Source organism: Luteimonas vadosa (assembly GCF_039543545.1).
Lineage (GTDB): Bacteria > Pseudomonadota > Gammaproteobacteria > Xanthomonadales > Xanthomonadaceae > Luteimonas > Luteimonas vadosa.
The window spans coordinates 1-15,424 of the sequence record NZ_BAABJY010000002.1 but is presented as its reverse complement, the minus strand read 5'-3'; the positions used below and the strand labels follow the sequence as shown (position 1 = coordinate 15,424).

At 62.4% G+C, this 15,424-nt stretch carries 20 protein-coding genes; 19 read left to right on the top strand and 1 reads right to left on the bottom strand.

All coding sequences use genetic code 11. The annotated features are described in order from the left end of the window. Positions 1-120 precede the first annotated feature (120 nt). Genes ABD970_RS05860 through ABD970_RS05825 form a run of 8 tightly spaced genes read left to right on the top strand, consistent with a single transcriptional unit; the run spans position 121 to position 5,409 of the window. Positions 121-984, top strand: a complete 864-nt coding sequence (locus ABD970_RS05860) for an SPFH domain-containing protein (RefSeq protein ID WP_345294596.1) — start codon at positions 121-123, stop codon at positions 982-984. 35 nt (positions 985-1,019) lie between these two features. Then, on the top strand, positions 1,020-1,205 hold the full coding sequence (locus ABD970_RS05855; protein ID WP_345294595.1) for a type II toxin-antitoxin system antitoxin: 186 nt from the start codon (positions 1,020-1,022) through the stop codon (positions 1,203-1,205). Continuing rightward, positions 1,202-1,381 (top strand): hypothetical protein, encoded by a 180-nt coding sequence (locus tag ABD970_RS05850; protein ID WP_345294594.1) that lies wholly within the window; start codon positions 1,202-1,204, stop codon positions 1,379-1,381. Before ABD970_RS05855 ends, ABD970_RS05850 begins: the two co-directional genes overlap by 4 nt. 1 nt (position 1,382) lies before the next feature. Beyond that, complete coding sequence (locus tag ABD970_RS05845; protein WP_345294593.1) at positions 1,383-2,729, top strand: alpha/beta hydrolase; 1,347 nt, start codon at positions 1,383-1,385, stop codon at positions 2,727-2,729. Positions 2,730-2,775: 46 nt separating this feature from the next. Continuing rightward, positions 2,776-2,901 (top strand): hypothetical protein, encoded by a 126-nt coding sequence (locus tag ABD970_RS05840; protein WP_345294592.1) that lies wholly within the window; start codon positions 2,776-2,778, stop codon positions 2,899-2,901. A gap of 10 nt (positions 2,902-2,911) precedes the next feature. After that, positions 2,912-3,523, top strand: a complete 612-nt coding sequence (locus ABD970_RS05835) for a hypothetical protein (protein ID WP_345294591.1) — start codon at positions 2,912-2,914, stop codon at positions 3,521-3,523. 9 nt (positions 3,524-3,532) lie between these two features. Beyond that, on the top strand, positions 3,533-4,333 hold the full coding sequence (locus ABD970_RS05830) for a M15 family metallopeptidase (protein WP_345294590.1): 801 nt from the start codon (positions 3,533-3,535) through the stop codon (positions 4,331-4,333). 11 nt (positions 4,334-4,344) lie between these two features. After that, the gene (locus ABD970_RS05825) at positions 4,345-5,409 is read left to right on the top strand and encodes an acyltransferase family protein (protein ID WP_345294589.1); all 1,065 of its coding nucleotides are present in this window, start codon (positions 4,345-4,347) and stop codon (positions 5,407-5,409) included. Between the two features lie 75 nt (positions 5,410-5,484). Here the strand turns inward: ABD970_RS05825 and ABD970_RS05820 are convergent, their stop codons facing one another. Next, positions 5,485-6,432, bottom strand: a complete 948-nt coding sequence (locus ABD970_RS05820) for an integron integrase (RefSeq protein WP_345295654.1) — start codon at positions 6,430-6,432, stop codon at positions 5,485-5,487. An 811-nt stretch (positions 6,433-7,243) separates the two neighbouring features. On the opposite strand from ABD970_RS05820, the gene ABD970_RS05815 reads away from it, so the two are divergent. The 11 genes from ABD970_RS05815 (at position 7,244) to ABD970_RS05765 (ending at position 15,196) form a co-directional block, all read left to right on the top strand. After that, the gene (locus ABD970_RS05815) at positions 7,244-7,909 is read left to right on the top strand and encodes a hypothetical protein (protein WP_345294588.1); all 666 of its coding nucleotides are present in this window, start codon (positions 7,244-7,246) and stop codon (positions 7,907-7,909) included. A gap of 464 nt (positions 7,910-8,373) precedes the next feature. Further along, a complete protein-coding gene (locus ABD970_RS05810) occupies positions 8,374-8,730 on the top strand; it encodes a hypothetical protein (RefSeq protein ID WP_345294587.1) in 357 nt (118 codons plus the stop codon). 494 nt (positions 8,731-9,224) lie between these two features. Then, positions 9,225-9,596 carry a hypothetical protein gene (locus ABD970_RS05805; RefSeq protein ID WP_345294586.1) on the top strand — a complete coding sequence of 124 codons (372 nt, stop codon included), beginning with the start codon at positions 9,225-9,227 and terminating at the stop codon, positions 9,594-9,596. A gap of 1,242 nt (positions 9,597-10,838) precedes the next feature. After that, positions 10,839-11,579: an FRG domain-containing protein gene (locus ABD970_RS05800; RefSeq protein ID WP_345294585.1), complete on the top strand. Its 741-nt coding sequence runs from the start codon at positions 10,839-10,841 to the stop codon at positions 11,577-11,579. Positions 11,580-11,717: 138 nt separating this feature from the next. Continuing rightward, positions 11,718-12,086, top strand: coding sequence for a hypothetical protein (locus tag ABD970_RS05795; RefSeq protein ID WP_345294584.1), 369 nt, complete (start codon positions 11,718-11,720; stop codon positions 12,084-12,086). A gap of 477 nt (positions 12,087-12,563) precedes the next feature. Next, on the top strand, positions 12,564-12,806 hold the full coding sequence (locus tag ABD970_RS05790; protein WP_345294583.1) for a hypothetical protein: 243 nt from the start codon (positions 12,564-12,566) through the stop codon (positions 12,804-12,806). A 132-nt stretch (positions 12,807-12,938) separates the two neighbouring features. After that, the gene (locus ABD970_RS05785) at positions 12,939-13,202 is read left to right on the top strand and encodes a hypothetical protein (RefSeq protein WP_345294582.1); all 264 of its coding nucleotides are present in this window, start codon (positions 12,939-12,941) and stop codon (positions 13,200-13,202) included. 124 nt (positions 13,203-13,326) lie between these two features. Next, positions 13,327-13,698: a hypothetical protein gene (locus tag ABD970_RS05780; protein WP_345294581.1), complete on the top strand. Its 372-nt coding sequence runs from the start codon at positions 13,327-13,329 to the stop codon at positions 13,696-13,698. Between the two features lie 130 nt (positions 13,699-13,828). Next, positions 13,829-14,353, top strand: coding sequence for a DUF2726 domain-containing protein (locus ABD970_RS05775; protein WP_345294580.1), 525 nt, complete (start codon positions 13,829-13,831; stop codon positions 14,351-14,353). 133 nt (positions 14,354-14,486) lie between these two features. Beyond that, entirely contained in the window at positions 14,487-14,777 is a 291-nt protein-coding gene (locus ABD970_RS05770; RefSeq protein WP_345294579.1) for an excalibur calcium-binding domain-containing protein, read from the top strand. A gap of 83 nt (positions 14,778-14,860) precedes the next feature. Beyond that, the gene (locus ABD970_RS05765) at positions 14,861-15,196 is read left to right on the top strand and encodes a hypothetical protein (protein WP_345294578.1); all 336 of its coding nucleotides are present in this window, start codon (positions 14,861-14,863) and stop codon (positions 15,194-15,196) included. The last annotated feature ends 228 nt before the right edge of the window (positions 15,197-15,424 follow it).

Below are 15,424 nucleotides of genomic sequence, written 5' to 3'. Positions count from 1 at the left end.
AGGCCGAGTTGAGCCTTCGAGGCGGCGCTCAAGACGACAAGAATTGACAGGATGATATCAATTCGATATCAGTTACTCCGGCCTCGGATCACCCGGGGAGAACCATCGAGGGCCTTCGCCATGAAAGAGAATCCCGTCCGCTCGCTGCCCGGCATCCCGATGCTGCTGGCCCTGCTGGCCGCCCTGCTGTTCGCGGTCTACCTGATCATTTCCGGCGCCAGCAGCGGGGGCATCGCGCGCCTGGGCGCGGGCGTCCTGCTGACCATGGTGTCGGTGTTCGGCCTGGTCGGCCTGTACATGGTCGAACCCAACCAGTCCGCCGTGCTGAGCCTGTTCGGCAAGTACGTCGGTACCGTGCACGAGAACGGCCTGCGCTGGAACAACCCGTTCTTCGGCAAGCGCAAGGTCAGCCTGCGGGTACGCAACTTTGAAAGCGGCAAGCTCAAGGTCAACGAGCTGGACGGCAGCCCGATCGAGATCGCGGCGGTGATCGTCTGGCAGGTGACCGACTCCGCCGAGGCGGTCTACAACGTCGACGACTACGAGAGCTTCGTCCACATCCAGTCCGAGTCGGCGATCCGCGCGATGGCGACCACATACCCCTACGACCAGCACGAGGACGGCCAGGTCTCGCTGCGCAGCCATCCCGACGAGATCAGCGACCGGCTCAAGCACCACCTCGACGAGCGCCTGACCAAGGCCGGCGTCGATGTCATCGATGCGCGCATCAGCCACCTCGCCTACTCGCCGGAAATCGCCAACGCCATGCTGCAGCGCCAGCAGGCCAACGCCATCGTCGCGGCGCGCACGCGCATCGTGTTCGGCGCGGTGAGCATGGTCGAGATGGCGCTCGAGGAACTGAAGAAGAACGGCGTCATCGAGCTGGACGAGGAGCGCAAGGCCAACATGGTCAGCAACCTGCTGGTCGTGTTGTGTTCGGACCGCGCCACACAGCCGGTGGTCAACGCCGGGTCGCTGTACTGACGTGAACACGGGAAGCCCCGTGCGGGCGCACTCCCATGGCTGACAAGAAGTCGTACCCGCTGCGGATCAACGCCGAGGTGCTGCAGGCCATGCAGCGCTGGAGCGACGACGAGCTGCGCTCGCTCAACGCCCAGATCGAATACGTGCTGCGCGAAGCGCTGCGCAAGGCGGACAGGCTGCCCGGCGAACCCGCACCCCCCGACAAGGGGACGCCCCCATGAGCGGACGCTGGCAACACAAGATGCTCGAAGTGAAGGCCAAGCTGTTCGGCGGCAAGCCCACCGGGCACGTCCAGGCGGTACCGGGCAAGCAAGGCGCGGAGGGCTGGCAACTGGTGCCGCCCGTGCACCCGTCCTCGATGGATCCGATCCGCCTGAACTTCAAGAAGGAGTCATGACATGACCAAAGCCCTGTCGATCGTGTTCGCCGCCCTGCTGTCGGCGCTCGTCGCCACCAGCGCATGGGCCGCGGACGAAGCGGCGGCCCCCACCGAGATCGCCACCCGCCTGCTGGACCACATGGACGCCGGCAACTACGCGGCGGCCGAAGCGATGTTCACCGCAGGCATGGCCGCGGCCGTCCCCGCCGACAAGCTCCAGGCGGTGTGGGAATCGCTGCCGGCGCAGGCCGGCGAGGCCAGGGGCCGTGGCGAGCCCGAGGTGAAGTCGCGCGACGGCATGCACGTGGTCCGGGTTCCGTTGCAGCACGCCAAGGCCGACCTGGTGGCGAGCATCGCGATCGATGCCGACGGCAAGGTCGCCGGGTTCCTGGTCCAGCCCGCCGCGGCCCCGGCGGCCGCACCGCCGCCGGCCGATGCAGGCTACGAAGAGCGTGAAGTGCAGGTCGGCGACGGCGAGCGCGCCTTGTCAGGCCTGCTGGCGATGCCGCAAGGCGACGGCCCCTTCCCCGCCGTCGTCCTCGTCCATGGCTCCGGCCCGCACGACCGCGACGAATCCATCGGCCCCAACCGGCCCTTCCTCGACATCGCCCGCGGCCTCGCGGCGCAGGGGATCGCCGTGCTGCGCTTCGACAAGCGCACCAAGGTTCGCCCGCAGGATTTCGCCGACGGCACGCTCACGATCGACGGCGAGACCACCGACGACGCCGTCGCCGCCGTCGCCGCGCTGGCGGCCACGCCGGGCATCGACCCCACGCGCATCTTCGTGCTCGGCCACAGCCAGGGCGGGATGATGGCGCCACGCATCGCGGCGCGGGCCGGCGCGGCCGGCACGCCGGTCGCCGGACTGGTCCTGCTGGCGGCGCCTGCGCGCAAGCTGCTCGACATCCTGGTCGAACAGAACCGCCGCCTGGCCGTGCTCGACGACGCCACCACCAGCGTCGCCGAAGCCACCGCCATCGACAAACTGCGGATGCAGGTGAACGCGATCCGCGCCGCGTCCGGCGACGGCGACGCAGCGGTCGCGCCCGGCGACACGCCCCTGGGCCTGCCCGCCGCGTACTGGCGCAGCACCGACGCCGTCGACCCGGTCGCGGAAGCCGAAGCCCTCGCGCTTCCCATGCTGGTGCTGCAGGGCGCCCGCGACATCCAGGTGGTCGACGCCGACTGGCAACGCTGGAAGCGCGCCTTCCACGACGACCCCAAGGTCACCTTCAAGCTCTATCCCGCGCTCAACCACCTGGCGATCGCCGGCGAGGGACCGGGCTCGCTGGCCGAGTACGGCACGCCCGGCCACGTCGATGCCGGCTTGATCGAGGATGTCGCGGAGTGGATCGGCAGGCATTGATCCGAGCGACCCGTAAGCGCATGGCGCGAGAGAAGAGGAAAGCCGCATGCTCCACCTCGTCCGTCTGATCGAACGCCGCAACCCGTCCGCCAACCGGCTGGTCGTGCCCTTGCTGGTGGTGGTGCTGACAGCAGCCCTGGCCCTGGGCGTCGCCCTGCTCGTGCTGCGTTGAGCAAGGCAACGTGAACACCGCAAGCGGCGAGCCGGTCGACGATGGGCGGCTGGATCTCGTCCCCGCGCCGGCGGCGTCCCGGGCGTGGCTATTCGTGCTTGCCGGTGCACTGCCGATCGCGCTGACCGCGATGGCACTCGCCCTCGCCGGCCCGCCAGCCGCACTGCCGCAGCTCGCCGCATTCTCCGACGCGACCCATGCGACGCCTGCCGTGCTCGGCGGCGTCGCGATCCTGTCGCTAGCCGCCTGGTTCCTGCTCGATCGCCTCCTGCAGCGGCACGCGCTGCGGCTCGAGCCAGACCGCCTGGTCGTGACGTCCGGATTCAACACCTGCAAACTCGCACTCGCCGACCTGCGCCTCGACCAGGCGCGCGCCATCGATCTCGACGAGCGCACCGAATGCCGGCCGATGCTGAAGCTCAACGGCACCGGTCTTCCCGGCTTCCGCAGCGGCTGGTACCTGCTGCGCGACCGCAGCCGCGCCTTCGTCGCCCTCTCCGGTGGCCGACGCGCGCTGCACATCCCGACACAGCGCAAGCACGTGCTGCTCCTGGAAGCACGGCAGCCGCAGGTACTGCTTGACACCCTGCGCGAGATGGCAAGCACCCCCGCGCGTCGTTAAGCTGCCCGCATGCGCAACACCCCCCGGATCCTGGTCAATACGCCCGATATCGAACTGTGGCCCGCCGGCCTGCTGCGTCCAAGCAGCAACCGCGATGCGCGCGTGCTCGCGCGTTCGCGCCAGGTCCTGCGGCGCAAACGCGATGGCCGCTACCTGGCCGCCGCACTGGACACAGGCCTGGTGCCCCTGGTGCCGCGCCTGGTGCACGAGCCCGGCATCGACGAGGCCCTCGACGCACTCGATTCCGTTGGCGTGCCCGCTCGCACCGGCCTGGAGCGCGACCACACCCTGCCCCTGCAGCGCCTGCACGAACGCCTCGACGCCCTCGACATCGACGCCGACGCCTATGCCGACCGCACCGGCCTGGTGCTGGTCCCGGAACCCGAACGGCTCGCGTTCGCGGGATTCGACCGCTACCGTCGCCCACTCTGGCTGCATGCCACGGCCGCACGCGCCTGGAACCACCTGCAAGCCGCCGCGCGACGCGACGACGTCGTGCTCGAAGCCATCTCCGGCTATCGCAGCCACGACTACCAGCTCGGCATCTTCGAGCGCAAGCGCGCCCGCGGCGACACGGTCGAGGACATCCTGCGCGTCAACGCGGCACCCGGCTTCTCGGAACACCACTCGGGCCGCGCACTCGACATCGGCACGCCGGGTGAACCGCCTGCCGAGGAATCCTTCGAGGCCACGCCCGCCTTCGCCTGGCTGCGCGAGCACGCCGGCGGCTACGGGTTCGCGATGACCTACCCGCGCGACAACCCGCACGGCATCGTGTACGAGCCTTGGCACTGGTGCTGGCGCGGCTGATTGCACCGCACATGACACAGCGTATTTCCCTGGCCGAGGCGTGGCAGCGACGGCGCAACAACTTCAACCTCATCCGCCTGTTCGCCGCGTGGCTGGTGATCTGGAGCCACGCGTGGCCGATCACGGGGACGCCGGGCAGCGATCCGTTCGGACAGTTCACCGGCCGCACCGCCGGCGCCCTGGCCGTCGACGTGTTCTTCGTCATCAGCGGTTTCCTGGTGGCCGCCAGCCTGCAGCGCAACCGCGTGGTTCCGTTCCTGCTGGCCCGGGGGCTCCGGATATATCCCGCCCTGCTGGCCTGCGTCGCGTTGACCGTCCTGGTGCTGGGCCCGCTGCTGACCACGGACCCCGCCTACTGGCGGGACCCCGAGACATGGCGATACCTTTGGAGCAACGCCACCTTGTGGCGGGCCGAATACTTCCTCCCGGGTGTCTTCGACACCTTGCCGCGCACCGCCGCCAACGGTTCGCTCTGGACGCTGCCGATCGAGATCCGCCTGTATCTGGCGCTCCTGGTCGCGGGCGTCCTGGGCATGCTCGTGCCGCGACGCTACCTGCCTGCGTGGGGCCTCGCCATCGCGGGCGCCTGCGCCTTCGCATGGACGCAACGACCGTTGCCCGAGCACCTCGAGTACCTCACCTGGGTCACCGCCTTCTTCATCACCGGCACCTTGCTCTGGGTCCTGCGCGAGAAGGTCGTGCTCTCGGCATGGTGGTTGCTGCCGATGGTGGCGGTCGCCGTGCTGGCCCGGGGCACGCCGTGGTTCGTCCCGGCCTACTTCGCCACCGTGGTCCACGGCACGTTCTGCCTCGCGTTCCTCCCGCAACTCCCCGTCATCGAGCGCACCGACCTTTCCTACGGCCTTTACCTGTATGGCTGGCCCATGCAGCAGGTGGCAGTGCTCCTGGGTGCCGCGAGCGTGGTTTCGAATACCCTGGCCGCCAGCCTGCTGGCCGTCGCGTGCGCCGGGTTGTCGTGGTTCCTAGTCGAAAGACCCGCATTGCGCCTGAAGCGTCGCTGGGTTCCGAGGCGCAAGGCCACGCCGGCGATCCCGGTGGAAGAAGTCCCGACCTGACCCCGGGCAACGCGCCGGGAGATCGCCGAGGCAACCTGACAACCCGCCGTCCCCGCCCCGCGCGATCCGCCTTAACTAGCGCCGATCCAGCGGGCTCAACACGCCACCGGCGCCGCGGTTGAGCACGTGGGTGTAGATCTGCGTGGTGGCCACGTCGGCGTGGCCGAGCAATTCCTGCACCGTGCGGATGTCGTATCCGGCCTCGATCATGTGGGTCGCGAACGAATGCCGCAGTGTATGCGCGCTCACCGGCTTGACGATCCCCGCCTCGCGGCAGCCTCGCTTGAGCGCACGCGTCAGCACCGCGTCGTCGCAATGGTGCCGTCGCTCCGTGCCGCTGCGCGGATCGGCCGACCGCGACTTCGCCGGGAACACATATTGCCAGCCCGGCTCCCGCGCCGCGTTGGGATACTTGCGCGACAGCGCATGCGGCAAGTACACCGCCCCGAACCCCGCCTGCAGGTCCCGCTGGTGCAGGACCGTGACCCGTTCGAGTTCCCGCTGCAACGGCTCGACGAGGGACGCCGGCAGCACCGTCCGCCGATCCTTGCCCCCCTTGCCGTTGCGCACCGTGATCTCGTTGCGTGCGAAGTCCACGTCCTTCACCCGCAGGCGCAGGCATTCCATCAACCGCATGCCGGTGCCGTACAGCAGGCTGGCCACCAGCCACGGCCGGCCATCCATCTGCGCCAGCACCGCCTGCACCTCCCCGCGCGACAGCACCGTCGGGATCCGTTGCGGGCGCTTCGCGCGCACCACCTCCTGCATCCACGGCAGGTCGAGCCCCAAGACTTCCTTGTAGAGGAACAGCAAGGCGGACAAGGCCTGGTTCTGCGTGCTCGCCGCGACCCGGCCCTCCACCGCCAACCGGGTCAGGAAAGCCTCGACCTCCGGCGCTCCCAATTCCCGGGGGTGGCGACGCCCATTGGCCAGGATGAAGCGCCAGATCCATCCAACGTACGCCCGCTCCGTGCGCAAGCTGTAGTGGCGGAAGCGGATCTTGCGGCGAACTTCCTCCAACAGGCCGGATTTGCCTGCTCGAGCCGCCTCACCCCTGCCGCCAGATACCACCCCGCCTCCGGATGCATATCCCATACCGACCCGTCCTTGCTGGATATTGCAGTCCAGCGTGGACGGCGGTGCTGCGGATGGATAGCGGTTATCCCCCTGTTTTCAGGTAGGAATTCTCTCCTTGACTCCAGCTGCCCCCAACATGAACATCCAGTGGAACACCCCGCTTCAGGGGTCTACTAAGCGTTAGGCCTACATGTCCCTTCTGCCCATACTGATTCTCTTAGCCTTAGGCAGTCCGGCCACGGCTGCTGACCCGTGGGATTCACTTGACCCCTTCCCCCAGCAGGATTGGGATGAGCTTCAACGCATTCCGGACCAAGAATTTCGGGAAGTCCCCTACGCTCACCTTGGACGCGCTATGGAGAAACTTGGTCGTGCCAAGTTCACTCCATTGGACCATGCGGATCTAGCTGCTTTTCTTGGCAATAGCTTTCTCTGCTCCGCACATACGTCGCCTTTTTTAGTTCGCTCACGCGCGACTTCCAGCGGTGCGGGCCAATACTCTCTCTACCTACGTGAGGCGACCCTTGAAGTACTTCATTTATCGTTTGGTGAGAGCACAGAGGTTGAGTCCGCGCTAGTCGCGTGCCTTCCTCACTCTCCGTCAGGGGTAGAGGTGCATGTAGGCGGTGCGCTGTAGGCCTAACAATTCGTTCAAGCCGAACCCACAACAGGGCGGCGCCCAGGTGCGCGCCTTCGGCTATATTTGCACCCGGTCGCCGCCCTGTTGTGGGTCGGCTTAACTCAGGCGTTAGGCGCCATGACCAAAGTTCAACCCAAGACCATTCTTGCAGTCACCGTAGTTGCTGCTGCGGCTGTTGCGCTGGCTCTAGTGGCTCCGTTGGTAGTTGCGTGGAAATCTGACCGTGATTTCAAGAACAGCTTCGTACTTGCCGACCCGACGACCCAGAATCTAATTGTTCGGGCCTATTTATCTCAACTCGATCAACAAGTGACGTGGTGCCCCGAGAATGAAGGTTGCAGCGATTTCACAACATACTTCGACAGGCACGCAGCTCAGCTACTTCCAATATCCACGCCAGAGCCCATAGACGAATATACGATTCTAACAGCGAGAGACGACACTTTGATCGACCGCTCCAACCTTGACATTCCTCTGCCGTTGCAACAATTGCTGCAGAGGTCTGTTGATGACGTGACCTATAACTCAGATCCACAAGTTCCCGGCGTTATCTACATCCCTGCTCCGGAAGATCGGCCGGCACTACGGGAGCCAAAGAGTTGTAGTTCATTGCCTTACGCGCGTCTGGTTAAGATGAGCCGCGCCGCTGTCAGCTTGACCACAAATCAAGCCGTTAGTCTCGTTCAAACCTTCTATTGTGATTGGGAGCCGGGGATGCACGTGGTTCGCTTCGTCCACGGAGCGTCGGGATGGCGAGTTGAGCATGGCGGCGATGGCGCCTAACAATTCGTTCAAGCCGAACCCGCATCGGTGCGGCGCCTAAGCGCCCGCCTTCGGCTATATTGCGCTCAGTCGCCGCCCCGCTGCGGGTCGGCTTAACTCAGGCGTTAGGCGCGATAAACGCCAAAGCTTGTTGAGCTTCTTCGGTTACAGATTGGGCCGCGTGGGACCGCGTGAGAGTTCATCGCTCCGCCCGGCGGGTGGCTTCGGACACAACACCCCAACGGATCGCTGCTGGTGGTTGCCAGGGCAAGCCTGACCTGGTGCTCATTGCCCCGCCTCGGTGCGTCTCCCGGTTGTTTGACCGGTGCCCGGTTCCCGGGCTTGCCGGGCCTGCTAGTTGGTCACATGATCGCGCCTAACAATTCGTTCAACCCGAACCCGCATCGTTACCGCTCTGACCTGATGGTCTCTCGCTAGCGGGTCGGGTTAACTCAGGCGTTAGGCCTTACAAGGAGAGTTCACTGATGTTGAAAGCCTTCACAATCGTAATGCTTTCTTCCTTCTTCGCAGTCGCCTGCGCCACTGCCCCTGCAACACAGGATGTTCTTCGTATCGACGCAACTAGTACCGACTCCGCCGAAGCGTCCTACAAAGCAATGATGAGCGAACGATCTGAGGCTGATCAGCAAAGACTCGCTCTTGCGGTGCTGATGCTGAACATGGAAGGAGTGGAAAGTGCCCGTGAAGTGGTGGACAACCCGGAGCTTCAGTCTCCGTCGATAGGTAGAATCAAAGACAAGGTCGCAGGCTTGAGCGCCAATGAGATCATTGAGTTAGCGGCGCGTAATCCTTCGATTCAAATTGAAACACCCGGCCAGTAAGGCCTAACAATTCGTTCAAGCCGAACCCCCATCAGGGCGGCGCCCAGGTGCGCGCCTTCGGCTATATTTGCACCCGGTCGCCACCCTGATGTGGGTCGGCTTAACTCAGGCGTTAGGCGCAACGATGGCTACGGAGACAAGAAGCGCTTTCTTTGACTGGACCTTTTTGCTCGCTGGGGCGTTCGGTCTTGTAGCGTTCTCATTGGGGCTATTTCAGTCGTGGCAAGCCGGCTTCTTGTACTTCTCTTGGCGCAAATTCGGCATGACATTCTTCGGCTTTGAGGCCGGCTTCATATACGCCGGGCTCATCTTGCTTAGCCTTATTTTTGTTTGCGTCGGTTTGGCTGGAGTTCGGCGTGGATCGGCTGGGCGCGCCTAACAATTCATTCAAGCCGAACCCGCTTCGCGGCTTCGGCTTCTCGGATAGATTTGGCTATCATCGGCTTCGGACACGGCCCCAGGGCGGGTCGGCTTAATTCAGGCGTTAGCGCCCAATGACATTGCCTAGCGACTTCAAAGCAATCTCTCTCGGCACAATCGCCTACGTCATCGGCTACGGCGCCTGTCTGCTTCTTGGCTCACTATTTCCGCATGAGCCGTATTCCCCGCTTTGGCTTCTCTCTGTTGGCCTTGTTCTGCTCGTTCCATTCGCTTCTGGCGCCTTTGCTGCTCGCTGGGTCCAATCCAACGCCCAAGGGCATGGAGCGTTGGTTGGCTTTCTCGGCACTGCGGTCTGTCTGGCTTTCCTCATCCTCGGCGTTCGAATTTCCATTCCGCTGCTTACTGCTGCGGCATGGCTTGTGGGTGCAGCATTCTTGGCCGGGCTTGGCGCTTATTTCCTTGAGCGGCGTCAACTTGGGCGCTAACAATTCGTTCAAACCGAACCCGCATCGGTGCGGCGCCTAAGCGCCCGCCTTCGGCTATATTGCGCTCAGTCGCCGCCCCGCTGCGGGTCGGCTTAACTCAGGCGTTAGGCCTCTCAGAGCACATGGCTACCTTCCCTTCAGAGTCAGAGCTAGTCGCTGCCCTCGATCACCACGATAGGTTGCTATCGCAGTGCGCTGACGGGCACTTGGGGTTCTGGGACTTCTGCGCGGCATACGACAACTTCTATTGGGCGTATGCCTTGGACGGCCATGAGTCTGACCCTACTGGTCAAGCGGTCCTGGACAAGTTCGCGGCGCGCATCGCACCACACCAAGAATTGGCCAATACCGTCTTGGCCCATGTCTGCTCTGACACCAACGCTGCTAAGGGTAGTTACGGTAAGGCGGGTCGTTTTGGCCCCGAAGAGGCTATGGTTCGGCTAAAGCTTGTCGCCGCTGGCCTCCCGCGTGGAGAGGCCTAACAATTCGTTCAAGCCGAACCCACATCGGTGCGGCGCCTAAGCGCTGCCTTCGGCTATATTGCGCTCAGTCGCCGCCCCGCTGCGGGTCGGCTTAACTCAGGCGTTAGGCTGCTGATGAAGCGTCACCGAATTGAAATCCTTAGAGCACTTGCAGCGCTGTTGCTAGCGCTAACTTTGTGCACACTGTTCGGTGCGTTCTCTGGCTACTGGGAAGATCCGGACCTTGCTCATCGCATCGAGAGTGAGATGCCTGCCTATGTTGAGCGCAATCCGTCTGCATCTCCGGAAGAGATTGCGGCATTTCATCAAACACTAGACCCGCAGCCACGACCTATACCGCCACATACCCTGGTGGCAATCGTCAAGTCAAACTTGCACCTCGTGCTACCCATTATGCTCGCGTCTCTACTGCTGCTAAGGCCCCACGTGGGCTCGACTGTCCTAGTTGGCGTAGTCGCCTCTGCTCTTGTCGCCATCATTTTTGGCCTGACAGCATCTCTCCTTTTAATAGGGGCGCATGTACTGTATGGCCTTCTTCTCCTCTTTTTCCCACCGCTGCAGCGTCACGCAGCCTAACAATTCGTTCAAGCCGAACCCCCATCAGGGCGGCGCCCAGGTGCGCGCCTTCGGCTATATTTGCACCCGGTCGCCGCCCTGCTGTGGGTCGGCTTAACTCAGGCGTTAGGCCGCTAGTCGAGGTTACAGGTGCGCCATGGCAAAGACCCCGAGATGGAAGCAAGTTAGCTACGCGGATGGATTCATGCATATCCGCCTTAGTTCGTGGAAATACTTCCACGATTACATCCGACAGGAGTTTTTGGATTTTCCAAACTATGTTTGGCGAGGCCAGAGAGATGCCATCTGGCCGCTTGAGACAAGCTTGGATCGCGCTCTTCGCGGCACGCCGGTCTCTGGCAGGCCGGCGTTAGTGCGACGCCACTTTGGCAAGTTCAAACTGGCCAGTCGTGGGCGGCGCGGAAGCAATCCACAGAAGATCGAAAGCGAAAACGAATGGTGGGCTATTGCGCAGCACAACGGAATGGCCACCCCTCTTCTCGACTGGACAGAGTCACCTTTCGTTGCGCTGTACTTCGCATTCCACAAAGATACATCTCCGGCTTCCGGTGAACGGGCTGTTTGGGCACTTGGCGGTGGTGAGATTACCAAAATTAACCGGCGTATCAAGGCTTCTCACACCGGAGATGATCCGCCTATCCTCGAATACATACGGCCAAGCCAGGACGAGAACGCTCGCCTCGTTGCTCAAGGCGGCTTATTCACGAAAACACCTTTACAGATCACAGTTGACAAATGGGTAACCAGCAACTTCACCTCAACCTCAGGAGAAGCATGCCTGGTAAAGATTTCGATCCCGACCGCAGACAGACCACAATGCCTGCGGACCCTGAACCGCATGAACATTAATCATCTGTCACTTTTTCCTGATCTCTTCGGCGCGGGAGCTCACTGCAATGCGGCTCTGCAGATCAAAGGGTACTGATTCGCGGCCTAACAATTCGTTCAAGCCGAACCCGCATCGGTGCGGCGCCTAAGCGCCCGCCTTCGACTATATTGCGCTCAGTCGCCGCCCCGCTGCGGGTCGGCTTAACTCAGGCGTTAGGCGCCACAGGACGGTCCGATGGTTTCTGAGATCCATGCAATACAGACACACCTGTGGGTGCTGACGGGTCTTCTATTTCTGCTGCTGCTAGCCGCCGGGTACTGCAACTATTCCCGCATCAAAGAGCGTGACAAGCCCTCTCCCGAGGACGTCATGGCCTCGATGTTCGACAAGAACCAAATTCAAGAGCTCTACCAATTCGCCACTAGTCGCCTGAAAGAACTTCCGAACAACGCTGACGCTCTAGTGTTCCAAGCAGTAGCTCTACTTGAGCTCGACCGCCCAGACGAGGCATTAGCAATTGCGGAGCGGGTTACACAGATCTCACCAAGGCTTCGTGACAGCGGGAAATCGCTAATTGAGATGGCGCGTGAGCGTGGCGCCTAACAATTCGTTCAAGCCGAACCCCCATCAGGGCGGCGCCCAGGTGCGCGCCTTCGGCTATATTTGCACCCGGTCGCCGCCCTGCTGTGGGTCGGCTTAACTCAGGCGTTATGCTGCAGGCGGGAACGATCTTCCTTGCCTAGGAAAAGCCTGACAGCACAGGGCGCCGCTTACCGACTGCCGCTCTGCTCTGAAAAATGCTAGAAAAGCGGCGCGACACGTCGCCGCAAAGCCGCCTTTGCGGCGGCGGGTTCACCGCTTTTCTGGACCCTCGCAACCGCTTCTGGACCTCTGGCGGATCGCGTACCCGAGCTGATGCTTCCAAGGCCGTGAGTGGACCGGCCGCTGCACCATAACAAGTCGCTCAACCGGAACCCGCATCGCGGCTGCCCCTTCGCCTGGGGTTGCGGCTATGATCGGCTCGGAACGGGCCCACGGCGGGTCCGGTTAGCTCCGGCGTTAGAGGGCTCGGGATACATCATGGATGTTCACAAGTGCTGGCACTTGCTAGAGCGTAATGGTCAGGTTCTTGGCCACTTCATAACAGACCTAATTTTTATCAATGACGTCCCGCATCTTGTCTTCGAGTGGGAGTCAACTGACGGAGGCAATGAGACTCCCGCAGCAATCGCTGCACTCGACCCGCAACATTTGCATAAGTTCGGCGGAGCGGCGGAGTACATGTATGAGTTCCCTGTTGCTGATACTAGGAAGTTCAACTGATGGGTTCGCCCTCTAACAATTCGTTCAAGCCGAACCCACATCAGGGCGGCGCCCAAGTGCGCGCCTTCGGCTATATTTGCACTCGGTCGCCGCCCTGCTGCGGGTCGGCTTAACTCAGGCGTTAGGCCTCTCATGAGCGATCAATCGCAAGACACACAGACAGCATCAGACTTGCTCGGAGCATTGTCGCTGCGGGTTTTAGTAAAGACTGTGATTAAGGCTGTCATCTGGTTTGGGCTGGCCTGGATCGCCACGCTACTCATGCCTGGCTCTGTCTGGCCTTGGTACGTAGCTTGGGCACTTGTAGCAATCGGCCTGCTGTTCTCACTCTTGAGTCTCGCGCTGGCATTCCTCAACCGGCGCAATGAGCTTTCGGACGTCAATCGTGCAGATTGAGAGGCCTAACAATTCGTTCAAGCCGAACCCGCATCAGGGCGGCGCCTAAGCGCCCGCCTTCGGCTATATTGCGCTCAGTCGCCGCCCCGCTGCGGGTCGGCTTAACTCAGGCGTTAGGCGTCACATGAAAGTCAGCCTCAACGGAAAGTTTGGAGAAGCGATTGGGTACCTTGCGGTTCTAGTACCGCTGCTCGCATTCTTGCTCTACATCGAGGTTCTGTCTTGGCTCGGACTCGGCGCAATGGCAGCTGCCTCGTTAGCGGTTGGCGGCGGCTTCGTCGCGCTGTCGGGCCTCTTTGCTCATGGTGTAAATGTGGTTCGCCTGCGCGGCAGGCCCGCTGCTGTTTTTTGGGGCGGCTGCATTGCAACAGCGCTGGGCGTTGTCACTTTGCTCTGGCTTGACGCACATGACACTCTGGTCATCGGTGGCTTCGGGCTTGCTCTAGTGTGTGTTCTTCTGGCATTCGGGCGTAGCCGTCGTGCAGGTGACGCCTAACAATTCGTTCAAGCCGAACCCCCATCAGGGCGGCGCCCAGGTGCGCGCCTTCGGCTATATTTGCACCCGGTCGCCGCCCTGCTGTGGGTCGGCTTAACTCAGGCGTTAGGTGCCAAGGGGAGCACATCGCATGTCATGGATCTGGTTGCTCCTTCTCGTAGTCGCTGCCTTTGTCGTTTTGGGCGCGCTCAAAGGCAAATCTGGCCGCGTCGGCTCCATCGACTTCCCGTACCAGCGCGGCAAGCCGCTCTTTTCAGCCGCAGAGCGATCTTTCCTCGGCGTGCTGGATCAGGCTGTTGGGCCAGATCATCGAGTCTTTGGCAAGGTCCGGGTCGCAGATGTCGCTGCGGTCAAACCTGGCTTGAGCAACTCTGCCCGGCAAGGAGCACTCAATCGCATAGCTGCCAAGCACTTTGACTTCGTTATCTGCCGCTCCGGGGATCTTTCGGTGATCTGCGCCGTTGAGCTCAACGACAAGTCACACGGTAGCCGCAAGGCGCAGTCTCGTGACGAGCTTCTGGCCAATGTTTGCCGGGTCATTGACTTGCCGCTTCTTACGGTTCCAGCTAAGGCCGCATATTCACCCCAAGATGTACGGGCTCAGTTCTTGGCGGCAGTAGAGCCCGTGCCTGTTGGTGTCAAGATTGGCACCTAACAATTCGTTCAAGCCGAACCCACATCGGTGCGGCGCCTAAGCGCCTGCCTTCGGCTATATTGCGCTCAGTCGCCGCCCCGCTGCGGGTCGGCTTAACTCAGGCGTTAGGCCCCGTGCGTGAGGAACCCGCAACGTGAAGAACCTGCTGATCGTCCTCATCCTCGGCGCCGTCGTCTGGTCCGGCTACAACCACTTCAAGGGTCCACGCGCCCAACCGGCTGCAGCGGAATCGTTTGCGTCGGCCTCCCCGCCGGCATCACCCTCTTTGCCCGTGGGTTCTTCCCCGGCAAAGTGTGACGGTCGAACCCATTGCTCCCAAATGCGATCCTGCACAGAGGCGACGTACTTTCTGCAGCACTGCCCCAATACGGAAATGGACGGAGATGGTGACGGCGTCCCCTGTGAGCGGCAGTGGTGCCAATAGTGGCCACGTGGCCTAACAATTCATTCAAGCCGAACCCGCTTCGCGGGTCGGCTTAATTCAGGCGTTAGGCGGCAGAACAAGGGGTGCGCGACGTGGAAGATGTTTTTACGTTCATAGCCATTGGCGCGTTCGCTACGATCTTCCTATGGATCGTCGTTCGGGCAATTAAGCATGGCGGACTCAAAGCTGCGTTCTTTGGCGCCAGCGTCAAGCGCACCGTTGGCGAAATCTCTCCGGATTACTCCACTCTTGGACGCAACACCATCCGCGTCCACGCCTTAGATGGCTCCAAGGCCAGTTGCGCAGTTGCGATTGAGCTCGTCAGCAAGACCTTCACCAGTTACAGCATGACTCCCATCACTCTTTCGCGTGAGGATGCTCGTAGGCTGGCGGTGTTGCTTGAGCAGGCTGCCGCCTAACAATTCGTTCAAGCCGAACCCGCATCAGGGCGGCGCCTAAGCGCCCGCCTTCGGCTATATTGCGCTCAGTCGCCGCCCCGCTGCGGGTCGGCTTAACTCTAGCGTTAGGGCCCATGAGATGCATCTTGCTTGTTCTGTTTCTATGCCTCTCTGCTTGCGCAACTTCGCCCAGCCCCGTTGAAAGGCAATTGACGCTTCATGTGGACTCATACGACCCGGCCAGTGGCA